Consider the following 21,310-nt stretch of genomic DNA (forward strand, 5'->3'; position numbering starts at 1 on the left):
ACTCAGAGGACGTAGGCCTGCTCGAGCAGGCGCAGCGACCCGGGTGACGCCTCGAAGCGGTGGATAGAGCCGTTCGCGAGCACCTCTCCCTCCCGGGGCAGGGTGCCGCCGGAGACGTGGTCGATCAGCGAGCGGATCACGCCGCCGTGCGAGACCACGATGAGGGACTCCGCCACCGGGGCGGAACGACGACGGGCTTCGCGCGCGATCCGATGCAGCGCCGCCAGCGCGCGGACCCCGACCTCGTCGAGGGTCTCGGCCCCTGGCACCTCGGCGTGCCAGTCTCCGTAGGAGGCGATGTAGTCGGGCACCAGCATCCCCTCTCCCTCGCCGAACTCCCTCTCGCGGAGATCGGGCACGAGGGCGGGAGCGGGGAGGGCGAGCTCGGCGGCGATGATCTCCGCGGTCTCACGGGCGCGCAGCAACGGGCTGGCGTAGATCGCGTGATGCGTGGTCGCGCCGAGCTGCGACGCCGCCCACCGGGCATCCCCGCGTCCGCTCTCGTTGAGCGGGATGTCGGTGGATCCCTGGATGCGCTTCTCCAGGTTCCAGTCGGTCTGACCGTGGCGGACGAGGGTGATGAGGGTCACAGCAGAAGCTCCTGGATGGCGGGGAGCACGACGCTCGTGCCCGCCGCGAGCGTGATGTCCGCCCACGAATCGGCACGGGTGGGCTCGTGGTTGACGATGACGAGAGGGATCCCGCGGCGACGCGCGCGCTCCACCAGGCGGACGCCGGAGTTCACGACGAGGGAGGAGCCGGCGACGATCATCGCGGAGCTGGCGCGCAGCAGCGATTCGGCCGCCTTGAACCTGTCCTGCGGGACGAACTCTCCGAAGAAGACGACGTCGGGCTTGAGCATCCCACCGCACACCGTGCACACCGGCACCACGAATCCTTCCGTGGTCTCCGGGAGGACGTCGCCGTCGGGAGCGAGCAGGACGTTCTCCGGCACGGCGATCCAGGGATTGCTCTCCTCGATCTGCACGGCGATGTCGCGGCGGTCGAAGACCTGGCCGCAGTGCAGGCACGTCACCCGGCGCATCGTCCCGTGGACCTCGATCACGTGCGAGCTGCCGGCGCGCAGATGCAGGCCGTCGACGTTCTGCGTGATGATGCCGCTCACGACGCCGCCGGATTCCAGTTCGGCGAGGGCGATATGGCCCGCGTTCGGCTCGGCCTGCGCGAAGGCCCGCCAGCCGAGATGACCGCCCACCCAGTAGCGTCTGCGTGCGGCTTCGTCGCCGAGATAGCGCTGGATGGTCATGGGATCGGCGCGGGTGCGGGCGCCCTCGCCACGGTACGCGGGGATGCCCGAGTCCGTGGAGATGCCCGCTCCGGTGAGGAGCGCGACCTTCCGACCCCGGAGGAGATCGGCTGCCTGAGTGATCCGGGCATGCAGCTCGGTATCGGTCATCGCGGTCACGGCACCTCCCTGTGCGAGTCTACGACGCTCGGCGGAGGCGACGGCGTCGCACGTGCCACAGTGGAGGCCTATGGAACTCTTCGACGTCACCTCCGCAGCGGACCCCCGACTGGACGACTTCCGCGCCCTCACGGACACGGCGCTGCGGGCGGTGTCCGAGCCGGCGGGCGGCCTGTACATCGCCGAGTCCGCGAAGGTCATCGAGCGTGCGGTGCGTGCCGGCCACCGCCCGCGCTCCGTGATGGTGCAGAGGCGATGGGTCGACGGCATCCGCTCCCTCCTCTCGGAGCACGACGTCCCGGTCTACGTCGTCCCGGATGAGGTGGCCGAGGCGGTGACGGGATTCGCGGTGCACCGTGGAGCTCTGGCCTCCATGCACAGGCCGCCACTGCACTCTGTCGCCGACGTCGTGGCGGGCGCCTCGCTGGTTCTGATCCTCGAGGGGATCGGCGACCACACCAACGTGTGGTGTTCCAAAACACCACCAGCCAAGAATCGATCTCGCATCGCGATCTTGGAAGGCGTGACCGATCATACGAACGTCGGGGCTCTGTTCAGATCGGCCGCTGCGCTGGGCGTGGGTGCTGTTCTCGTCACGCCGGACTGTGCCGACCCGCTCTATCGCCGCTCCGTGCGGGTGTCGATGGGCACCGTATTCCAGGTCCCGTGGACGCGCATCCCTGAGTGGCCATCAGGCATGGACGTGCTCAAGGACGCCGGCTACGTGGTCGCCGGGATGACGTTGGGAGAGGGGGCGATCACGTTGGATGAGCTCGTTGCCGAGGACCATGAGAAGCTCGCGCTTGTCTTCGGTTCCGAGGGATTCGGGATCACGGCTCGAACTGATGCGCTGCTCGATCGCCGAGTGACGATTCCGATGATGGGCGGCGTCGACTCGCTGAACGTCGCAGCTGCTTCGGCAGTCACGTTCTATGCGACCAGGTGATCCCGACACGTCCACGAGTCAGTCCTGATCGATGCCCTGACCCGGCATTGGGACGTGGCGTCGTATGCGACGCTCTCAGAATGTGCTTCTCGCAGGACCTGGAGGAAGTGCATTGTTGTCGACGCTTCTCATTCCGCGAGCTCCTTGACCCGCCTGTAGAGCTCCCGAAGGGCTGTGTCCGAGAGGTCGATGATCGGTTCGTACATGAACGAGTTCACGTGGATGTTCTCTGGGGTCATGAGCACCACGTCGTCGAGAGCGCGGAGAGAGTCCGCGGTGCCGTGCTCACGGCTCTTGAAAGCCTGGAACAAGGCGTGGGTCTGGTTCCCCGTGATTCCATCGGTGAAGGCGAGGTCCGCCAGCTCCTCCACCATGTGCTTCTCCGCAACCATGCGTGTGGCGATCGAGAGCACGATCTTGTTTTCGAAGTTGATGCCCTCCGCAGCGACGAGCGCCGCTTCGGCCTGCTCGAGCAGAAGGTCGATCACCGGTCTGTCACCGGTATTCCACGACTTCTTCTCGCTCACCTGGAACGTCTCGTTGAAGATCCGGTCGAGCTCGGCGTTGTCGATGGACGCGGAATCTGCCTTCCAATGCAGCAGCGAGGTCAGCGTCAGGTAGTCGGGGTCGTCCTCGCCCCTCGTGTACTCGAGGATGTTGCGAACGAAAGGGATCGAGGCGATGCGCTGCATGCCGTCGTCGAAGAAATTCTGCTTGAAGCCGTTGATAAACGGGTTCCTAACGTGGCTGGCCTGGGCGAGCGTGACCTTACCTTCGCCCTTCTGCGCCATGAAACACTTGTTGTAACCGACAACGCCGCGGCTGAGCAGAGTGCGGAAGAAGTCGAAGTTGTGCGTCAGAAGAATCAGCTTGAAGTTGGCGTAATCAGACATCTCCTTCAAGTACTGGATGATGGCGTACTTGTTCTTGTAGTCGAAAGAGTCGGCGAGGTCGTCGATGACGAAGATTGTCTCTCGCCCCGACGCCTTGCGCGCCTCCATCTCGAAGAGAACGTTGAGGATGTAGAGCGCCTTCTTCTCCCCGTTGCTCAGCACTGATAGCAGTTCGTCCCGTTCGACGCCTGCGGATTCGTTGCCGTCGTTGAACTCGAAGACCAGCTTGAGCATGGTCTCCTGTCCGAGCGCGACACGGTGCTTGTTCTCCGCCCGGAGGGTGAAGGGCACGAAGAATCGCTCGTTGAAGATCCGAATGACGTTGTCCCACTGGGTGCTCTCGGTCGCCGCCTGCCGCTCGATCTCCTTGCGGCGCACCTCTGTCTCCTTGTAACACTCCACGACTCGCTTGAAGGCCTCTTCGTGTGCCTTGAGGTACGACTTCCACACGTCCTGGTGGAAGTTCTCGACGTTGGCGAACTCCGGAAGGAGATCTTCCCGATTGGCGATGAACTCGAAGAACTTCCTCGTGTCCTCGTTGCGCTGGACGGCGCGCTCGACGCCGTCCAGCTTCTTGCGCAGTGCGGCGTCGTCACTGATCCGAGCCTTTTCTTCCGTGATGAGCGCCTGCAGGTCGGCATCACTTGTGATCCGGCGCGGCTCGTCCTCGCCGTGCAGCAGCAACGAGTGCTGCGCTTGGAAGAAGCCGTTGGCTCCGAGGCTCTTGGTCACGTTGGTCGCGTTGTAGTACGAGAATGAAGTGCGGTTGAAGAATGTCGACTCGTCCAATAGCTGATTGAGCCTGGTCACGTAGTCCGCGAGTTGCGCCTGAACACCGGCACCCTTGAGCGCCGTGGCCACCTTGTCGTTGAAGAGGAGGTCGTGCGGCAGATCGGCGAACCGCGCGTCATCGAGCTGTTCGATCTCGTACTCGACGCGAATGAGTGCGTCGAAGAATTTTTCCTCGTTCTGCGTGAAGACGCGGGAGACAGTCGCGATGACGTCCTGCTTCGTCCCCGCCTGGGTGGCCAGTGCAACTACCAGAGCGTCCCTGGCGTCGAGCAGAGACACCTGGAGCGCCTCGTACTCCTTGCGCAGCGCCGAATTGACGAGCAGCGTCGACGTGGATTCCGTCGGCCCCAGTTCCTCGTCATAGGAGAGAACGACAGCAACGTCATCCGGGTCGGGCGACTGACCGTACTCATCGGTGATGGAGCGTGAGGATGCGCGGTCAGGGAACACATGGTCGACGGTTTCCTCGCCCTTGGCAAAGTCCTTGAAAGTACGGGCGAACGACGTCTTCATCGTGCCGTTGGGTGCGTAAATCGCAACCGCGTTCTTGCCGCCAAAGTCCAGCTTCGCGTCGAGCGATCGGATCCCGTGGCAGTTGGTCAGCTCAACCTTCAGCGTCTTCATGTCATCAGCGTATTGGCACTCACAGACTTATTGCCGGATACGTCGGCTGTCTGAATGAAAGCAGCCAGCGACCTTACCGACAGGCTACGCGACAAGGCCTGCGGATCATGCGCCATCACTGCCATGCCGCGTGGCGAACGGCGCTGTCGTCAGTCGTCGGTACCTACTCATCACCGGCACGCGCGACGGACGTCACTACGTCGGCAAGGCCGACGGGGCCGAGAACATGCGCCAACGCTGAAACCCCTAGGCGACAAACTGCCACGGCTGCAACGTCGAGTTACGTGGTCTTCGACGCATCGAGGTTCCGCTTCTCGTCGCTGCTCTGAGAGAACGTCATCCGTATGTTAGATGTCGTATTCCTTGCTCTGTGGTTCACCGTTCTCCATCCATTTCAGACGGACGCGTGGCACTCCGCCGCCCATGTGGAGCCAGTACGCTGCGGTCTGCTTCTGCCCGGCGTGCACCGTTCTTGGCTGCTCCCATCCCGGAAGCAGCATCCCGTCGCTCGCCGCTTCCATCACGACGTCGGTCACATCATCGGACCCTCGGTTTGTGATTTCGACCCAGCGGCGGGTTTCATACCGGACGCGGCCCTTGCCATCCACCTTGGGCTCACGTTCCCTCTGGCCCTGGATGAGGAACCGCTCACTTGGCGGAGCGGGCCGTGAGGGGGTCGTGTGGAGCGGCTGGATGATGTCTCGAAGGTCCATCTCGACCGCGCTCCAGACCTTCGTCAGGAGTTCGTCCTCGTTCTCGAAACTCCCGTACAGGCCCCTCTCCTGCAGCGCAGCGCGGAAGTCCCTCAGCGCCTGGAGCTGGGCGAGGTCGACATCGGCGGGATGGGGTGCTTCGGAGAAGTAGAGGTGCACTGGCTTCCCGTTCGCGACAGCGCCTTCGATCTCTTCGACGGTGCCGGAGATGCTGTTCGGCGTCTCGCTCCCGACGCGACTCCCGAAAAGCGCGATGACGATATCGGCCTTGGCGAGGAGCTGCTCATTGAGGATGGCTTGCGGGTGGTGCCCGAGCATCGGCACGGAGTCGGTCTCCCAGCGAAGTGGGTGCAGAACGAACCCGCGGCCAGGCGTGTTGGTGCTGTTCCAACTCCGTAGCGCCCGATCGACGGCGTCTCGTGCGGCGGGGATGTCCGATGGAGAGGCGATCATCACGTTCACGACAGTTGCGAGTTGGGTCACACAGACACTCTAGGGAGCGGTTCGGACATTGAACGTCGGAGGCACCGGCTAAGACGGAAGTATGGACGAGAAGGGCGACGCGGCACGGGAGTTCACAGTGACGCTTGAACATGTCGGAGAAAGCCATGTGCTCAACTTGGCATTGGGTCTTCTGATTGACAGGTACAACCTTCTCGGCGAGATCGCGACCCAGATTCTTGCGTTGATGCCCGATCCCAGCCGCTGGCGACTGATTCTGACCGGCGATCTGAGCGCCACTGTAAACGCACTGGATCATCGATCTCAGCAGTTTGGGTACACGACGACTCGCGGCGCGGGCTACGTCGGCGGCCTCACATTGCCTCAGGGAGATGGAACCTTCCTTTTCATCCTCGACGCGAGCAACCTGGCCTTCCCGCCCATCGAGTCGGACTCACTTGAAGAGGTGGTCGAACATGCCCTTGCCACCGCAAGGCATCTCGGGCGACATGAAGCTGGTCACGCGCTTCTCATGACTCGAGGCGAGAACGCCGAGGTGTATCGTGAGCTCGCTGACCTCGACCCCTCAGCGGCGGGGTGGTCGCACATCGTGGCTCGCGACATCGATGATTTTCGCATTGAGCGACATGTGCGTCAGAACATCCTCTCGCCGTACTCTCATGTTGAAGGTCTGCCAGGCGCACTCGATCACCTGTCATCCGCGCTGGCGGCCGCAAGCAGAGGTTGGCGTGCAGACATTGCCAAACACGCGGAGGCGAGCGATCATGCCGCCAGCGCGTTCATACGGGTCATCGCGTACCTGTCTGCGGAAGTCGGGCTGGATGACGCCGGCGCTCCGGTGGTTCCTCGACCGGTTCCTGAGAAGTGGGACCGATACCTGGCGGATCATTGGGCGAAATGGAGCGCGGCCTTTCATCGGTTGAGTCCAGCCGATCAACCCATGACGTTGGATCAGCTTGCGTCCACGACCGGCGAGCTCTGCGAGATCGCCGTCGGGTGGATGTCGGCTATCGGCTATCGAAGGGGCATTACGGATGCCGGCGAGCTGTACGCCTACTGGACTGCAGGCAGCTACTGACGTGGGTCGCCTCGCGGGCGAGCGACTCCTGAACTTCATCTACGGATCGATGCGTCCCCTGAATTGACGTTGACGCATGCGAAGGCGCGGTCTGAAGGCTGATTGAGGTCCGCGGAGCGTTGCCAACGTCTCTTCGCCCAAGTTGAAGGTTCGGGGCGTCGCGTTCCTGATGCGCTCCAGCTTCTCGCCCACGACCTGAATGTCTTTCCCGATGCGAATCAGCGGGTCCACCGGGAGCTCTATGCGCTTCTCGACGTCCAGATCCAAGATGAACGTGTCGTGGAAAGGTTTGTCCGATATCGTGCCGATGTACTCCGCCTCGACGGTCCAGCGACGGGGAATGTGCGCAGATTCTTCGAAGAGCTCGGGTGCGCGTCCCAGGAACCAGATGTAAGAGTTCCCCGGGTTCAGCGTCGGAAAGGCAGTTTCGCCGTTGAACACCCGGTTCACTTCCTCGAAGTGCTGGCCCATCATTCCGGGCTTGAAGAAGGTCTCCAAGGACGTGAACGGAGGCGACACGCGCAGCTTTACGTTAATCGCGGGGCTCACGCCGATGTTGCGTACGGCGATATACAGAGTCCCCGTGACGGGACCGCCTCGCTCTTTCAAGACGGTCCGGTCAGCGCGAAGCGCAACCTGAACGCGCGGTCTGACTGCTTCTGCGTTCACGTGCTGGGAATGTTCGTTGGAGGCGATCAGCGCCTTGTTGGATTGATCGACCTGGCGGATCTGGTACCAAGCGAACCCGAGAGCGATCAGCGCGGTCGCGCCGAAGAGCGCCGACCATTCTTCGGCGGTTGGCATTCCTGGAAATCGCCACCAGGATCCCCATAGCAGCACGCTCATGCAGAAGAGAGCAAAGGCAACAATGGCAGCGATCACTGTCCATGCGGCTCGTCGGTTCACGATTCGATCCTAGGGAACGCTAGCGGTCGGCCAATCCTGAGTCGCGCCGAGCCGTGCTCGGCTATTCTGCCGTCCTCGGACATTGGGATCCGGGAGTCGTGGACGACCGGCCGCGTGCTGCACCTGCGTGAGTTGGCCGATGCTGAAATCGACGGCTTGTCCACCCTGGGAGGATGAAGGCATGACGAGCACCCGTGTGAGCCTCGGACCCATCCATGTCGCGCTCGTCGCGTCCCGTCGCGAGACCCGTGCGACGCTCCGCGTGTGGACTCTGCGCCGGGAACGTCGTCGCGGCGCGTGGTTGCTCGCTCGGCTGCGACCGTTCCGGATCGCGGCAGGTCGGGATGCGACCGTTCAGCAGGTGGGCTGGCTCTGATGTGAAGACATGCCCTGACGTGCTCGTCGCTAGGCATTGGCTACGACGGCGTGAACGGTGCCCACGGAGACGCCGACGTTCCGCGCGATCGCGCGCAGCGCTGCGCCGTCGTGTCGCTGGTGCATGATCGCCAGCCGGACCTCCTCGTCCACGACTCGCGGACGGCCGATCACGGAGCCGCGCTGTCGAGCGGCCTCCATACCCCTCTTGATGTCGTCGCTTCGCATCTTCGCCTCCATCCGCGTGATCTCTCGTACATTTGCGTTGAACTCAGATTCCGCCCGGTAGCTGCCTGCGTCGCTTCCTTCCAGCACTCGAACCGGCGTATCTTGTCGAAGCAGGTCGAGCAGGACACGCCACCCATCGACGAAGTTCTGCGTGAGGTGCTTGACGCGCACGATCACGAGCACGTCGTCCGTCCCGAGCGCCCCCACAGCAGCTTGAAGCGCAGGGCGCGATCGGATCAGCAACCGCCGGCTCGCTTCTTCCTCGAAGACCTGCGAGCAAACCGCCTTCAGCGTCGCCCGCTGATGCTCGACCTCCTCCGCGACCTTTGTCACTCGAACCAGGCCGACGAACCTCACCATAGGAAACGGGATGAGGAAGGCGGGGAGGTCATGCCCTTATTGAACATGGCTCGCCAGGCATCCTGAGCACTGCCACGCGAAATGACCGACTGACCTGGGTAATCACCGCCGATGAGGAACCTCCCAACGTCCCGACCCCGGACCGACTTGCCTCAAATCTGAGGTAAAGGGAATTGCGACCCTTCTCAACATCGGCGCGGCGTTCCGTGCGGCGGCGGGGCTCGGTGCGGATGCCGTGCTCGTGTCGCCGCGCTGCGCGGACCCGCTCTACCGACGGAGCGTGCGCGTCAGTATGGGGACGGTCTTCCAGGTGCCGTGGACCCGCATCACGGACTGGGACGCCGCGGTCGCCGACCTGCGGGCAGCGGATATCCGCCTGGCCGCGCTCGCGCTGCGGGACGACGCCGTGTCTCTCGACGCCTACGCAAAGAACCGCCCGGAGAGGGTGGCGCTCATGATGGGCTCGGAGGGGGAGGGACTCTCCGCCGACGCGCTCGCGAACGCCGACGCGATCGTGACCATCCCGATGACGGGCGGCGTGGATTCGCTCAACGTCGCCGCCGCGGCCGCCGTCGCACTGTGGGCGATGAAGCCCTAGTCCTCGCGGCGGAGGAAAGGCGCAGGCTCCGGCCGCTTCGCCTCGACGTGGTCGCCCGACGACTGGTGACGCAGGCGACGGAGCACCCAGGGCACCAGGTGCTCGCGCGCCCACCCGAGATCTTCGGCCCTGGCCTCGCGCCAGGTACGCACCGGAAGCGGCTCCGGCTGCATGGCCTCGAGGTCGTTGGGCACGTTCAGCGCCCTGAGCACCATCCGGGCCACCTCATGATGACCCAGTGCGTTGTAGTGCAGTCGGTCGTCGTCGAAGAAGCGCATGTCCTGGACGACCTTGAGCGCCCACTGATCGGCGACGATGCAGTCGTGGCGGTCGGCGATCGCGCGGACGTTCTCGTTGTAGATGGCGACCTTGCCGCGGAACGGGCGGAACACGGGGGTGAAGCCGGTGTCGATGCCCGTGAACAGGACGATCGCCGCGCCCGTCGACGCCAGACGCGTGACGGCGTCCTCCAGCTGCACCGCGATCGCGTCGGGATCGGTGCCGGGGCGGATCACATCGTTGCCGCCCGCGCAGATCGAGATGAGGTCGGGCCGCAGCGCGACGGCGGGTTCGATCTGGTCCTCGGCGATCTGCGCGATGAGCTTCCCGCGCACGGCGAGGTTCGCGTACGCGAAGTCGTCGACCTGCTCGGAGAGCACAGCGGCCACGCGATCCGCCCAGCCCCGGTGGCCCCCGGGCACCGAGGGATCAGGATCGCCGATGCCTTCGGTGAACGAGTCGCCCACGGCGACGAAGCGCCGCCACGGATGCGAGGTCTCGTTGGCCACGTAGGGGGTCCGAGTCGAATCCTGGTCTGTCATCCAGCTCTCCTTCGCGAACGAGCGCCGTCCATTGATCGCGGCGGCGCAGTGTCCGAGCCTACCCGGCAATCGCTCGCCACGGCGGGCGCGCGTCGAGTGTCGGAGGCGGCGTTATCGTTGAAGGGATGCTTTCCCCCTCCTTTCCTCAGCGCGCCCCGTGGGGTACCGCGAACAAGCTGCGGGCCTGGCAGCAGGAGGCGCTGGAGCAGTACTTCCAGGCGGATCAGCGGGACTTCCTCGTCGCCGCGACGCCGGGCGCAGGCAAGACGACGTTCGCCCTCACCCTCGCGGTCGAGCTCATGCGCATCGGCGAGGTCAACCGGATCATCGTCGTGGCGCCCACGGAGCATCTCAAGACCCAGTGGGCCGACGCCGCGGCGCGCGTGCACATCCGGCTCGATCCGCACTTCAAGAACAGCCACTGGGCGCCGGCGCGGCACTATCACGGCGTCGTGGTGACCTACGCGCAAGTGGCCGCGAAGTCCTCCGTGCACCGGCATCTGACCGAGGATGCGAAGACCCTGGTGATCCTCGACGAGGTGCACCACGGCGGCGACGCGCTGAGCTGGGGCGACGCGATCCGCGACGCCTACGGACCTGCGAAGCGCCGTCTGCTGCTGTCGGGTACTCCGTTCCGCAGCGACACCGCTCCGATCCCGTTCGTCGAGTACCTGCCCGACGAGTCCGGAGCCCGCATCTCGAGCACCGACTACAGCTACGGGTACGGGCGCGCGCTGGCCGACGGCGTCGTGCGGCCGGTGCTGTTCCACATGTACGCGGGCAAGATGCGCTGGCGCACGAGCGCGGGGGATGAGCTCGAGGCGCACCTCGGGCAGGACAACACCAAGGACGTCAATTCCCAGGCCTGGCGCACCGCTCTCGATCCGGAGGGCTCGTGGATGCCCGCCGTGCTGTCGGCCGCGGATCGTCGTCTCACCGAGATCAGGCACCACATCCCCGACGCGGGCGGTCTCGTGCTCGCGACGGATCAGACCGTCGCACGCGCTTACGCGAAGATCCTGCACAGCATCACGGGTCGGCAGCCCACGATCGTGCTGTCGGACGACGCCTCCGCGTCCGAGCGGATCGAGAAGTTCTCCGCCACCGACGAGCGCTGGATGGTCGCCGTCCGCATGGTGTCGGAGGGCGTGGACGTGCCTCGCCTCGCGGTCGGCGTGTACGCCACGTCATCCTCCACGCCGCTGTTCTTCGCGCAGGCGATCGGTCGCTTCGTGCGCGCCCGCAGGCGGGGTGAGGCCGCGAGCGTCTTCCTGCCCAACGTCCCTGTGCTCATGGGGCTCGCCAACGAGCTGGAGAAGCAGCGCGATCACGCCTTGGACCGTCAGGACAAGGATGCCGACGGCCTCGACGACTCGCTGCTGGAGAGCGCGAACCGTGAGGACGACGCCTCCGACGCGCTGACGCAGGAGTTCAGCTACCAGGCGATCTCCTCAGTCGCCCACTTCGACAGGGTGGTCTTCGACGGCAAGGAGTTCGGCCAGCTCGCCGAGCCCGGCACACCGGAGGAGGAGGAGTTCATCGGATTCCCCGGGCTTCTCGAACCGGAGCACGTGCACGAGCTCCTGATGCAGCGCCAGGCGCGCCAGTCCCGTCTGCGGGAGACGCGCGAGGCGACGGCGGATCCGCTCGAGACCACGACGCTCCCCGCGCCCCTGCATCGCACTCTCAAAGAGCAGCGGCAGCTGCTGAACAGCCTCGTCGGCCTCTACGCGCGCCAGACAGGCGAGCCCCACGGATCGGTGCACGCCGAACTCCGTCGCATCTGCGGCGGCCCCGCGGTCGCTCAGGCCACGGTGACGCAGCTCCAGTCGCGTATCGAGGTGCTGCGCAAGCGGGTGCGCTCCTGACCTTCGGAAACCCGAAATCCTGGCAATCCTCGCCTGAGTGGGAGCCGCCGCCACCCTCCCGGATAGCGTGGAACGGTTGTCCCCGACCAGGAGGAAGCATGACAGCCCCCGCTGCCGCAGAGCCCACCACTGCCGATCGCCGCCGCTGGGCGCGCTACCTCGTGGAGGAGCGCGCCGAGGGCCTCGTGTACCAGAAGCTGGCCGCCAGGCGCACGGGCGAGGAGCGCGAGATCCTGCTCAGCCTCGCGGATGCCGAGCGTCGCCACGAGCAGCACTGGCTCGACCTGCTCGGTGCGGAACCCGCACGCCTGCCCAAGGCCGGTCTGCGCTCCCGCACCCTCGGCTGGATGGCCGGGCGGTTCGGCTCGATCTTCGTGCTCGCCCTCGCCCAGAGCGCAGAGGCCCGATCACCCTACGACACCGAGAAGTGGGCGACGCCGGCGATGCGCGCCGACGAGAAGGTGCACTTCGAGGTCGTCAGAGGGCTCGCCGCACGCGGCCGCCGACGGCTCTCCGGTTCCTTCCGCGCTGCGGTGTTCGGAGCGAATGACGGTCTCGTCAGCAACCTCGCCCTCGTGCTCGGCATCGGGGCGACCGGAGTCAGCTCCGGCTTCGTGCTGTTCAGCGGCATCGCGGGACTGCTCGCCGGCGCCCTGTCGATGGGCGCGGGGGAGTTCGTGTCGGTGCGCTCGCAGCGCGAGCTGCTGGCCGCCACGGAGGCGAACGAGGATGCCGCGGCTTCCGCCGGCGATCTCGACATCGACGAGAACGAGCTCGCCCTCGTGTACCGCGCCCGGGGCATGGAGCAGGAGGAGGCCCTGCGGCGCGCACATCGGATCGTGGCCGCCGCCCGCGCGGGCGTTCTGCGGACGACGACCGGACCGGTGCGCACCCAGGGAGACGACCACGAGATCGTGGGAAGCGACTGGACGGCCGCCATCTCGAGCTTCCTGTTGTTCGCATCAGGAGCGATCATTCCCGTGCTGCCGTGGATCTTCGGCCTGCAGGGGACGACGGCCGTCGTCGTGGCCCTGGTCCTGGTGGGCGTGGCGCTGCTCTCCACGGGCGCGATGGTCGGCATCCTGTCGGGCGGTCCGCCGCTGCGGCGCGCCCTGCGCCAGCTGGCGATCGGCTTCGGCGCCGCCGCCATCACCTATGTGCTCGGACTGGTGTTCGGAGTCGGCGCGGTCTGAGACCGCGCCGGCCCCGGCCGCATCGTTCTCGTGCACTTCGTCGCGCGACGAATCCGCACGCGCGACGAAAAGAAGAAGAGCCCCGATCCAACCGGATCGGGGCTCTTCTTCGTTCTGTGCGCGGAGGGGGACTTGAACCCCCACGCCCTTACGGGCACTACGACCTCAACGTAGCGCGTCTACCATTCCGCCACCCGCGCAGGTGTTGGATGTTCGTTGCCGAACGAAGATTTACATTAGCACGAGCGGAGGGGGACTCAGAAACCGGCGGCGACGCCCGGGCGCGCCTCAGCCGTTCGATAGCCTTGAACGCATGACAGATCCGTCGCTCCCCGAGGTCGTCCGCATCGCCAGCGATCTGATCCGCTTCGACACCTCGAACTTCGGCGGCGGCAACGCCAAGGGGGAGCGTGAGGCGGCCGAATACGTCGGGCGCTACCTGGAGGGTCTCGGACTCCATGTCGAGTACTACGAGCCGATCGACAGGCGCACCAACGTCATGGCCCGCGTTCCCGGCCGTGACTCCCGCAAGCCCGCGCTCGTCGTGCACGGGCATCTCGACGTGGTCCCCGCGATGGCCGAGGACTGGAGCGTCGACCCCTTCGCCGGCGTGGTGAAGGACGGCATGCTGTGGGGCCGTGGCGCCGTGGACATGAAGAACATGAACGCCATGATCCTCACCGCCGTCGCCGACATCCTCCGCGCGGGAGAGCAGCCGGAGCGCGACCTCGTGCTCGCGTTCTTCGCCGACGAGGAGAACGGCGGCGTCGAGGGCTCCGCCCTCGTCGTGCAGAACAGACCGGAGTGGTTCGCTGGGGCGACCGAGGCCATCAGCGAGGTCGGCGGCTACTCGATCACGGTCGACGACCACCGGGCGTACCTGCTGCAGGTCGGCGAGAAGGCGCTGATCTGGATCCGCCTCGTCGCCAAGGGGCGCGCGGGGCACGGCAGCCGTCTGCATGAGGACAACGCGATCATCAGGCTCGCGGAGGCTGTGTCGGCGATCGGGCGGACCCGCTGGCCGATCAGGCTCACCCCGACGACGGAGGCGCTCCTGGCGGGGCTCAGCGAGCTCACCGGACGCTCCGTGGAGGATCCGGACGCCCTCGCAGCGGCCGCAGGTCCTGCTGAGGCGTTCCTCCGCTCGACCTTCCGCACCACGACCAATCCCACCGTGCTGACGGCGGGGTACAAGCACAACGTCATCCCGGAGCGGGCCGAGGCGCTGATCGACGTCCGTGTCATCCCCGGCACCGAAGACGACGTGCTCGCCCAGCTCCAGCAGATCGTCGGCGACGAGATCGCCATCGAGATCGTGGTGCAGGACATCGGCATGGAGACGGGCTTCGAGGGCGACCTCGTCGACGCGATGGTGGCGAGCATCGGCGCGCACGACCCCGGTGTCCCTGTCATCCCGTACCTTCTGGGTGCAGGGACCGACAACAAGGCGCTCGCGTATCTGGGCATCACCGGGTACGGGTTCGCCCCGCTCAAGCTCCCGGCCGATCTCGACTTCACAGGCATGTTCCACGGAGTCGATGAGCGCGTGCCCGTAGAATCGCTTGTCTTCGGTCAGCGCGTGCTGGCCGATCTGCTGCGCTCGTACTGAGCCGACGCCGTACGGCGCATCCATGATCTGAAGGCCCTTCATGCACCTGCTCGAAGCACTCATCCTCGGCATCGTGCAGGGACTCACCGAGTTCCTGCCGATCTCGTCCAGCGCGCACCTGCGCATCGTCGGCAGCTTCCTGCCCTCTGGGGAGGACCCGGGCGCCGCGTTCACCGCCATCACGCAGATCGGCACGGAAGCGGCCGTGGTCGTGTTCTTCTGGCGGGACATCGTCCGGATCATTTCGCGATGGTTCCAGTCCCTCGCGGGCAAGGTGCCGCGGAACGATCCGGATGCGCGCATGGGCTGGCTGATCATCATCGGCAGCATCCCGATCGTCGTCCTCGGCATCGTGTTCAAGGATCAGATCGAGACAGTGTTCCGGTCCCTGTGGATCGTGGCCGTGATGCTTATCGTGTTCGGCGTCCTGCTCGGCATCGCCGACTACGTCGGAGCCAAGCGGCGCACCCTGAACGACCTGACCTACCCCCACGGCATCGCCTACGGTTTCGCTCAGGCGCTCGCTCTCGTCCCCGGAGTCTCGCGCTCGGGCGGCACCATCACGATGGGGCTGTTCCTGGGGTATGAGCGCGCCGCGGCGGCTCGTTACGCGTTCCTGCTCGCGATCCCTGCGGTGTTCGGCAGTGGCTTCTACCAGCTCTTCGACAAGTGGGACGAGCCGAACCAGCACTTCTCGTTCGGGGAGACGCTCGCGGCGACCGGCATCGCGTTCGTCGTCGCCCTCGGTGTGATCGCGTTCTTCATGAACTGGATCTCCAAGCGCAGCTTCATGCCGTTCGTGGTCTACCGGATCCTTCTCGGCACCGCGCTGCTCATCCTGCTCGGAACGGGCGTGATCAGCGCTTGAGGTCGCCCGGCCCGTCGCCACGGCGACGCAGGTAGCGCTCGAAGGCCTGCGCGATCGCGTCGCCGGAGGCGTCGGGGGAGTCCCAGGTGTCGCGGGTTCGCTCCAGCTGGCGGATGTACTCCGTCATGTCCTCGTCGTCGGCCGCGGCCGCGTCGATCGACGCCTCCCACGCGGCGGCCTCGGTGCGCAGGTGGTCGCGGGGAACGTCGACTCCGGTGAGCTCTTCGAGTCGATCCAGGAGCGCGAGCGTGACCTTGGGGGAGGGCGTCGCCGTCGCCACGTAGTGCGGAACGCTCGCCCAGAGGCTCGCGGTGGGGATCCCGGCGTTCTCGGCGAAGTGCTCGAACACGCTGAGGATGCCGACCGGCCCCTCGTACAGCGAGCGCTCGAGCCCGTGCGCCTCGCGGACCTCGTCGTTCTGACTCGACGCGAAGATCGAGATCGGCCGCGTGTGCGGGACGTCGGAGAGCATGGCCCCGAGCGTGACGAGACCCGAGACGTCGTCGCGCAGGGCGACGTCGATGAACTCGGAGGCGAAGGCCTGCCAGGTGCGAGCGGGCTCGACACCCGTGAGGAGCCAGAACTCCGGTCCGGGGCCCGGATCACGCGGGCGCCAGAGTCCTGCCTCGGGCCACGTGAGCTGTCGTCGGCCCTCGGCATCCATCTTCGTCGCGGGGCGCGTGTACTGATAGTCGAAGTACAGCTCGGGATTGATCGAGTGCACGAGGTCGTACTCGGTCATGTCGCGGAGTGCGGCGATGGCGCCGCTCGCTGCTTCGCCGGCGTCGTTCCAGCCGTCGAAGGCGGCGATGATGATGCGCGAGCCGAGAACATCCATCGTGAGCTCCCTTCGTGACGGTGGATGGGTATCCCTCAAGGCTAGTCCGAGGCGGCGGGTCCCGGGCGGAGCCACGGCTAACATGGACCGGTGAGCAGACAGCCGGGCGCAGTCCTCTGGGACATGGATGGAACACTCGTCGACACCGAGCCGTATTGGATGGCGGCAGAGACGGCGTTGATCGAGTCGTTCGGCGGCACCTGGACCCATGAGGACGCTCTGCAGCTCGTCGGCAGCGGCCTCATCGACAGCGCGATCATCATTCAGAACGCGGGGGTCGAGATGGATGCGGAGGCGATCGTCTCGCATCTCACGGATGCCGTGCAGGAGTCTCTGCGCACGCAGGGAGTCCCCTTCCGCCCGGGAGCGCGTGAGCTGCTCCAGGACCTCCGCGACGCCGGCATCCCGACGGCCCTCGTCACCATGTCGCTCCGGCGGATGGCTCTGAGCGTCGTCGAGCTCATCGACTTCGAGGCCTTCGACATCGTCGTCGCCGGTGACGACGTGGACAACGCCAAGCCGCACCCCGAGCCCTATCTGCAGGCGGCGGCGCTCCTGGGCGTCGACATCGCCGATGCGGTCGTGATCGAGGATTCCCCGACCGGTCTGCGCGCCGGAATCGCCTCCGGAGCGGTCGCCCTCGGGGTGCCGCACATCGTCCCGCTCGACGGGGTCGGCGCACACGAGCTCTGGCCCACGCTGGCCGACCGCGGCGCGACCGACCTCTCCGAGCTCTTCACCCGCATCACGTCCCTGACAGGAGCCACCCGATGACCCCCTCCAGCGCACAGCGCCCCAGCGGCCCTTTCCGCGAAGGCGACCGCGTGCAGCTGACGGGGCCGAAGGGGCGCCTGCACACGGTGACCCTCAAAGAGGACGGCGAGCTGCACACGCATCAGGGCGTCCTCCGTCACCGGGATCTGATCGGCCTGCCAGACGGCTCGGTCGTGGCGAACAGCTCCGGGCACGACTACCTCGCGCTCCGCCCCCTTCTGCGCGACTTCGCGATGTCGATGCCGCGCGGCGCGGCGATCGTGTACCCGAAGGATGCGGCGCAGATCGTCATGCAGGCCGACATCTTTCCCGGTGCCGTCGTGGTCGAGGCAGGGGTCGGCTCCGGCGCCCTGTCGCTCTCCCTTCTGCGGGCGATCGGCCCGGCCGGAAGGCTCGTGTCCTTCGAGCGTCGCGACGACTTCGCCGACGTCGCACGCGGCAACGTCACGACCTTCTTCGGCGAGACCCCGCAGACCTGGGACGTCGTGGTGGGCGACCTGGCCGAGGAGCTCCCCGTCCAGTTCCCCGCGGGGAGCGTCGACCGCGTCGTGCTCGACATGCTCGCCCCGTGGGAGTGCATGGATGTCGTGGCCGACGCACTGACCCCCGGCGGCGTGGTGCTCTGCTACGTGGCCACCGCGACGCAGCTGTCCCGCGTCGCCGAGTACATCCGCGGGACCGGGCTGTTCACCGATCCCGACGCCTCGGAGACGATGGTGCGCGGCTGGCACGTCGAGGGCCTCGCCGTGCGCCCCGATCACCGTATGGTCGCCCACACCGGCTTCCTGCTAACCGCTCGCCGCCTCGCACCCGGTGCTGTGGCGCCGTCGGTGAAGCGCAGAGCATCGAAGAGCAGCTACGGCGACGAGGACGTCGAGCTCTGGACGCCCGGCGCGGTCGGCGACAGGGAGATCAACGACAAGAACCTCCGCAAGCGCGCGCGTGAGGCCGCGAAAGCCGCGGACGGCGCGCGCCTCGCCGCGACATCGCGCGAATCGGACGCGCCGACGGAATAGACTTGAGCGCGTGCGTAAAACGTCCGCCGTTGTGGCCACTCTCAGCCTTGCCGTCCTCGCCCTGACCGGTTGCTCGTCGGCGCCGACGTTCAACGGCGCCTCGTGCGACCGGACGACGCACTCCTCCGGCATCGAGGACGCCGTCACCGTGAAGGGCGACCTCGGAACCGAGCCCAAGGTCACCGTCTACACACCGGTCAAGGGCACGAAGACGACGTACGCCGACACCATCACCGGCAAGGGGCTGCCGCTCGTCAACGGCCAGCAGGTGATGACGGCCGAGCTGTCGATCTTCAGCGGCAACACCGGCGACCTCGTCTATGCGACGTCGTACGACAAGAGCACGGGCAACCTGTCCAACATCGACACGTGGTCCGGTCAGGTGCCCGGGCTCGCCAAGGTGCTGGAGTGCGTCACCGGCGGCTCCCGTGTGATCGCCTCGCTCACCCCGAAGGACTTCGGCGCCGAGCAGCTGTCGAACTTCGGCCTCAAGGCCGACGACCACCCCGTCTTCGTGATCGACGTCGTCGACACGTTCCGCTCCAGGGCAGAGGGCGCCCTCCAGTTCAACGACGCCCGGGGCGTCCCGACCGTCGTGCGCGCCCCCGACGGCCGCCCCGGCGTGATCATCCCGGACGCCGCGGCTCCCACCTCGCAGGTCGTGCAGACCCTCATCGAGGGCGACGGCGACCCGCTCGAGAAGACGCAGACGCCCGTCGTCAACGTCACGGCGGTCAACTGGGACGACAAGTCCGTCCTCAACACCACGTGGGGCGCCAACCCGATGCTCGACCTCGCGTCCTCGGCGCCGGCCGTCGCGGAGGCCCTGGTGGGCAAGCCGGTCGGATCCCAGATCCTCGTCGTCACCCCCGCTGCGAACGGCGGAGGCGCCGTGGCGTACGTCGTCGACATCCTGGGCGCTGTGACGACCGCGGGGAAGTGATGGCCGCCCGCATCCCGGCAGAGGAGCGACTGACGAACCTCGTCGTCGCCCTGATGGCGACGGACATCGGGCTCACCAAGCAGCAGATCCTCGACAACGTCTCCGGATACCGTCAGCGCGCGGATGCCGGTGCGCGGTCCGATGCCCTCGAGAAGATGTTCGAGCGCGACAAGGACGAGCTGCGCACGCTCGGCGTACCGGTGGAGACGATCGGCGAAGCCGCTGACCCGAACGATCTGCGCGAGGCCCGCTATCGCATCCCGCAGGCGGAGTACGACCTCCCGAGCGACATCGAGTTCACTCCCGCCGAGCTCGCTGTCCTGCAGCTCGCCGGGAGCGTGTGGAGCGCGGAGTCGGTGTCGGGCGATGCCCAGGCCGGCGTCCGCAAGATCCGGGCGCTCGGCATCGACGGCGACGAGCCGATCATCGGGTTCGCCCCGCGGATCACGGCCCGTGACGCCGCGTTCACGCCGCTGCAGGACGCGATCGAGAAGAGCAGGGTCGTCTCGTTCGACTACCTCAAGCCCGGGGAGGACGCGCCCCGACGCCGCAGCATCCGTCCCCTCGCGCTCGTCGACTACGAGGCCAGGTGGCACGTTTTCGGCATCGACATCGACGCGGACGCCGATCGGATGTTCCTGCTCAGCCGGATCGTCGGCGCCGTCAAGATCACGAACACGTCCTTCGCCTCCGAGCTGCGGGAGGGTGCGGGGGAGCGGGCTCTGGCCGGTCTCGAAGAGGTCGCCGCGAGGAACTCTGCTCTGCTCGAGGTGACCCCCGGTACGGAGGCCTCCCTGCGACTGGGACGCCGCGCTCGTCCGGCGACCCAGGGCATCCGCGTGCCGTTCGTCGATCTGCACATCCTCGCCGATGAGCTCGCGTCCTACGGCCCCGAGGTGCGCGTGGTCGAGCCGGCCGCGCTCCGCGACGCCGTCATCGCACGACTGCAGGCGGTCGTCGACGCCAACTCGGAGAAGAGCGCATGAACGCCCAGCCGAAGCCCCTCCTCGCTGCGGAGCGCGTGCGTCTCTACCTCACACTCGTCCCCTACCTGCTGGAGCACGGTCAGGTGTCGCTCGATGAGGCGGCAGCCGAGTTCGGCGTGGGCCGCGACGAGATGCGCGCGATGGTCGAGAAGCTCACGGTGATCGGCCTGCCCGGGGACTCCGGGTACTGGCAGCAGCCGCAGGAGATGTTCGACATCAACTGGGATCTCCTCGACGACGAGGACGTCATCGAGATCACCAACGACGTCGCACTCCGTCGCGTGCCGAGATTCACCGCCCGCGAGGCCGCAGCGCTGCTGGCGGGCCTGCAGATGGTCGCCGCCGTGCCCGCGGTCTCCGACACCGGGCTGGTGAAGGGGCTCATCTCCAAGCTCTCGCGCGGTGCGGCGGATGCTCCGGCCGAGGTCGTCGTGGCGCCGAGCGCGGTCGACGAGGTGCGCGAAGTCGTCGCCCGCGGCGTGCAGGACGGCGTGGCCGTCTCGTTCACCTACCAGGCGCCGGATGCCACCCCCACGACGCGCACTGTCGACCCCGTGCAGATCCTGATCACCAACGCGCAGTGGTACCTGCAGGGCTGGTGCCATCTGCGTCAGGCGATGCGCACGTTCCACCTCGACAGGGTGAGCGACCCGCACCTGACGGACATCCCGATCACGCACGGGGGAGATCACCTTCCCGAGGCCTTCTCTACGGTGGCGGACGAGGGAGAGGTGACCGTACGCGTGCCCGAGCGTGTCGCCCCGCTGCTGGGCGCGTTCCTGTCGGCCGACAACGTCGCCGCGGACGCTGGACTCGTCACCGCGCAGCTGCATCTCGCAGACCCGCGCAGCATCAAGAGACTCGCCGCGCGGTTCGGGGGAGCGCTTGAAGTGATCGATCCGGGGGTCGCGCGCTGTGCGACCCGAGAGTGGGCCGCCGCAGGACTCGCGCTCTATCACCAACCTGCCGACGGCTTTGCCCGTTAGACTCAGT

At 66.6% G+C, this 21,310-nt stretch carries 20 protein-coding genes, 1 tRNA gene and 1 pseudogene; 13 read left to right on the forward strand and 9 right to left on the reverse strand.

Translation table 11 applies throughout. The features are described from left to right. Window positions 1–2: 2 nt before the first annotated feature. Complete coding sequence (locus ACFY5A_RS14250) at window positions 3–590, reverse strand: histidine phosphatase family protein (RefSeq protein WP_223586433.1); 588 nt, start codon at window positions 588–590, stop codon at window positions 3–5. Continuing rightward, entirely contained in the window at window positions 587–1,417 is an 831-nt protein-coding gene (locus ACFY5A_RS14255; RefSeq protein ID WP_341942187.1) for a Sir2 family NAD-dependent protein deacetylase, read from the reverse strand. Before ACFY5A_RS14255 ends, ACFY5A_RS14250 begins: the two co-directional genes overlap by 4 nt. A 79-nt stretch (window positions 1,418–1,496) precedes the next feature. On the opposite strand from ACFY5A_RS14255, the gene ACFY5A_RS14260 reads away from it, so the two are divergent. Continuing rightward, complete coding sequence (locus ACFY5A_RS14260; protein WP_387234971.1) at window positions 1,497–2,372, forward strand: TrmH family RNA methyltransferase; 876 nt, start codon at window positions 1,497–1,499, stop codon at window positions 2,370–2,372. A gap of 128 nt (window positions 2,373–2,500) precedes the next feature. Here ACFY5A_RS14260 and ACFY5A_RS14265 read toward each other — a convergent pair whose 3' ends face one another. Continuing rightward, entirely contained in the window at window positions 2,501–4,681 is a 2,181-nt protein-coding gene (locus ACFY5A_RS14265) for a hypothetical protein (RefSeq protein ID WP_387234974.1), read from the reverse strand. Window positions 4,682–5,028: 347 nt separating this feature from the next. Further along, window positions 5,029–5,877, reverse strand: coding sequence for a DUF4062 domain-containing protein (locus ACFY5A_RS14270; RefSeq protein ID WP_378887253.1), 849 nt, complete (start codon window positions 5,875–5,877; stop codon window positions 5,029–5,031). A 61-nt stretch (window positions 5,878–5,938) separates the two neighbouring features. Here ACFY5A_RS14270 and ACFY5A_RS14275 point away from each other — a divergent pair, with 61 nt between their 5' ends. Next, window positions 5,939–6,934, forward strand: a complete 996-nt coding sequence (locus ACFY5A_RS14275) for a hypothetical protein (protein WP_387234977.1) — start codon at window positions 5,939–5,941, stop codon at window positions 6,932–6,934. A 39-nt stretch (window positions 6,935–6,973) separates the two neighbouring features. On the opposite strand, the gene ACFY5A_RS14280 is transcribed toward ACFY5A_RS14275, so the two are convergent. Continuing rightward, entirely contained in the window at window positions 6,974–7,840 is an 867-nt protein-coding gene (locus tag ACFY5A_RS14280) for a hypothetical protein (protein WP_387234980.1), read from the reverse strand. 181 nt (window positions 7,841–8,021) lie between these two features. Between ACFY5A_RS14280 and ACFY5A_RS14285 the strand changes: the two genes are divergently transcribed. Beyond that, complete coding sequence (locus ACFY5A_RS14285) at window positions 8,022–8,216, forward strand: hypothetical protein (protein ID WP_387234983.1); 195 nt, start codon at window positions 8,022–8,024, stop codon at window positions 8,214–8,216. Between the two features lie 29 nt (window positions 8,217–8,245). On the opposite strand, the gene ACFY5A_RS14290 is transcribed toward ACFY5A_RS14285, so the two are convergent. Beyond that, on the reverse strand, window positions 8,246–8,803 hold the full coding sequence (locus ACFY5A_RS14290) for a recombinase family protein (RefSeq protein WP_387234986.1): 558 nt from the start codon (window positions 8,801–8,803) through the stop codon (window positions 8,246–8,248). A 136-nt stretch (window positions 8,804–8,939) separates the two neighbouring features. On the opposite strand from ACFY5A_RS14290, the pseudogene ACFY5A_RS14295 reads away from it, so the two are divergent. Then, window positions 8,940–9,401, forward strand: a pseudogene (locus ACFY5A_RS14295) (TrmH family RNA methyltransferase); the annotation flags it as partial. Here ACFY5A_RS14295 and ACFY5A_RS14300 read toward each other — a convergent pair. Then, on the reverse strand, window positions 9,398–10,222 hold the full coding sequence (locus tag ACFY5A_RS14300; RefSeq protein WP_341942180.1) for an SGNH/GDSL hydrolase family protein: 825 nt from the start codon (window positions 10,220–10,222) through the stop codon (window positions 9,398–9,400). The pseudogene ACFY5A_RS14295 and the gene ACFY5A_RS14300 overlap by 4 nt on opposite strands. Before the next feature lie 125 nt (window positions 10,223–10,347). On the opposite strand from ACFY5A_RS14300, the gene ACFY5A_RS14305 reads away from it, so the two are divergent. Together ACFY5A_RS14305 and ACFY5A_RS14310 are read left to right on the forward strand one after the other, a co-directional pair. After that, a complete protein-coding gene (locus ACFY5A_RS14305) occupies window positions 10,348–12,090 on the forward strand; it encodes a DEAD/DEAH box helicase (RefSeq protein ID WP_105675019.1) in 1,743 nt (580 codons plus the stop codon). Between the two features lie 98 nt (window positions 12,091–12,188). Then, window positions 12,189–13,283 (forward strand): VIT1/CCC1 family protein, encoded by a 1,095-nt coding sequence (locus ACFY5A_RS14310; protein WP_387234990.1) that lies wholly within the window; start codon window positions 12,189–12,191, stop codon window positions 13,281–13,283. A gap of 117 nt (window positions 13,284–13,400) precedes the next feature. Here ACFY5A_RS14310 and ACFY5A_RS14315 read toward each other — a convergent pair. Continuing rightward, window positions 13,401–13,483 (reverse strand) — tRNA-Leu (locus tag ACFY5A_RS14315). Between the two features lie 113 nt (window positions 13,484–13,596). Here ACFY5A_RS14315 and ACFY5A_RS14320 point away from each other — a divergent pair. Together ACFY5A_RS14320 and ACFY5A_RS14325 are read left to right on the forward strand one after the other, a co-directional pair. Continuing rightward, complete coding sequence (locus tag ACFY5A_RS14320) at window positions 13,597–14,892, forward strand: M20/M25/M40 family metallo-hydrolase (protein ID WP_341942179.1); 1,296 nt, start codon at window positions 13,597–13,599, stop codon at window positions 14,890–14,892. Between the two features lie 40 nt (window positions 14,893–14,932). Then, window positions 14,933–15,760, forward strand: a complete 828-nt coding sequence (locus ACFY5A_RS14325; protein WP_387234993.1) for an undecaprenyl-diphosphate phosphatase — start codon at window positions 14,933–14,935, stop codon at window positions 15,758–15,760. Here the strand turns inward: ACFY5A_RS14325 and ACFY5A_RS14330 are convergent. Next, entirely contained in the window at window positions 15,750–16,598 is an 849-nt protein-coding gene (locus ACFY5A_RS14330) for a PAC2 family protein (protein WP_387234996.1), read from the reverse strand. The two genes, ACFY5A_RS14325 and ACFY5A_RS14330, sit on opposite strands and share 11 nt — an antisense overlap. A gap of 90 nt (window positions 16,599–16,688) precedes the next feature. On the opposite strand from ACFY5A_RS14330, the gene ACFY5A_RS14335 reads away from it, so the two are divergent. From ACFY5A_RS14335 to ACFY5A_RS14355, 5 genes are read left to right on the forward strand one after another with little or no spacing between them, the layout of a single operon-like run. Further along, a complete protein-coding gene (locus ACFY5A_RS14335) occupies window positions 16,689–17,372 on the forward strand; it encodes an HAD family phosphatase (RefSeq protein WP_341942177.1) in 684 nt (227 codons plus the stop codon). Next, window positions 17,369–18,388 (forward strand): tRNA (adenine-N1)-methyltransferase, encoded by a 1,020-nt coding sequence (locus ACFY5A_RS14340; RefSeq protein ID WP_387234999.1) that lies wholly within the window; start codon window positions 17,369–17,371, stop codon window positions 18,386–18,388. Before ACFY5A_RS14335 ends, ACFY5A_RS14340 begins: the two co-directional genes overlap by 4 nt. Before the next feature lie 10 nt (window positions 18,389–18,398). Beyond that, complete coding sequence (locus ACFY5A_RS14345; protein ID WP_341942175.1) at window positions 18,399–19,331, forward strand: hypothetical protein; 933 nt, start codon at window positions 18,399–18,401, stop codon at window positions 19,329–19,331. Beyond that, entirely contained in the window at window positions 19,331–20,317 is a 987-nt protein-coding gene (locus ACFY5A_RS14350; protein ID WP_387235002.1) for a helix-turn-helix transcriptional regulator, read from the forward strand. Before ACFY5A_RS14345 ends, ACFY5A_RS14350 begins: the two co-directional genes overlap by 1 nt. Continuing rightward, the gene (locus ACFY5A_RS14355) at window positions 20,314–21,303 is read left to right on the forward strand and encodes a WYL domain-containing protein (RefSeq protein WP_341942174.1); all 990 of its coding nucleotides are present in this window, start codon (window positions 20,314–20,316) and stop codon (window positions 21,301–21,303) included. The genes ACFY5A_RS14350 and ACFY5A_RS14355 overlap by 4 nt, the downstream gene beginning before the upstream one ends. Window positions 21,304–21,310 lie beyond the last annotated feature (7 nt).

Source organism: Microbacterium sp. NPDC012755 (assembly GCF_042901325.1).
GTDB classification, from domain to species: domain Bacteria; phylum Actinomycetota; class Actinomycetes; order Actinomycetales; family Microbacteriaceae; genus Microbacterium; species Microbacterium natoriense.

What these genes read in the sequence shown, in the direction of transcription:
- ACFY5A_RS14255 (WP_341942187.1), bottom strand. Translation starts at nt 1,417, where the DNA reads ATGACCGATACCGAGCTGCATGCCCGGATCACTCAGGCAGCCGATCTC.
- ACFY5A_RS14260 (WP_387234971.1), top strand. Translation starts at nt 1,497, where the DNA reads ATGGAACTCTTCGACGTCACCTCCGCAGCGGACCCCCGACTGGACGAC.
- ACFY5A_RS14265 (WP_387234974.1), bottom strand. Translation starts at nt 4,681, where the DNA reads ATGAAGACGCTGAAGGTTGAGCTGACCAACTGCCACGGGATCCGATCG.
- ACFY5A_RS14275 (WP_387234977.1), top strand. Translation starts at nt 5,939, where the DNA reads ATGGACGAGAAGGGCGACGCGGCACGGGAGTTCACAGTGACGCTTGAA.
- ACFY5A_RS14285 (WP_387234983.1), top strand. Translation starts at nt 8,022, where the DNA reads ATGACGAGCACCCGTGTGAGCCTCGGACCCATCCATGTCGCGCTCGTC.
- ACFY5A_RS14290 (WP_387234986.1), bottom strand. Translation starts at nt 8,803, where the DNA reads ATGGTGAGGTTCGTCGGCCTGGTTCGAGTGACAAAGGTCGCGGAGGAG.
- ACFY5A_RS14300 (WP_341942180.1), bottom strand. Translation starts at nt 10,222, where the DNA reads ATGACAGACCAGGATTCGACTCGGACCCCCTACGTGGCCAACGAGACC.
- ACFY5A_RS14305 (WP_105675019.1), top strand. Translation starts at nt 10,348, where the DNA reads ATGCTTTCCCCCTCCTTTCCTCAGCGCGCCCCGTGGGGTACCGCGAAC.
- ACFY5A_RS14310 (WP_387234990.1), top strand. Translation starts at nt 12,189, where the DNA reads ATGACAGCCCCCGCTGCCGCAGAGCCCACCACTGCCGATCGCCGCCGC.
- ACFY5A_RS14320 (WP_341942179.1), top strand. Translation starts at nt 13,597, where the DNA reads ATGACAGATCCGTCGCTCCCCGAGGTCGTCCGCATCGCCAGCGATCTG.
- ACFY5A_RS14325 (WP_387234993.1), top strand. Translation starts at nt 14,933, where the DNA reads ATGCACCTGCTCGAAGCACTCATCCTCGGCATCGTGCAGGGACTCACC.
- ACFY5A_RS14330 (WP_387234996.1), bottom strand. Translation starts at nt 16,598, where the DNA reads ATGGATGTTCTCGGCTCGCGCATCATCATCGCCGCCTTCGACGGCTGG.
- ACFY5A_RS14340 (WP_387234999.1), top strand. Translation starts at nt 17,369, where the DNA reads ATGACCCCCTCCAGCGCACAGCGCCCCAGCGGCCCTTTCCGCGAAGGC.
- ACFY5A_RS14350 (WP_387235002.1), top strand. Translation starts at nt 19,331, where the DNA reads ATGGCCGCCCGCATCCCGGCAGAGGAGCGACTGACGAACCTCGTCGTC.
- ACFY5A_RS14355 (WP_341942174.1), top strand. Translation starts at nt 20,314, where the DNA reads ATGAACGCCCAGCCGAAGCCCCTCCTCGCTGCGGAGCGCGTGCGTCTC.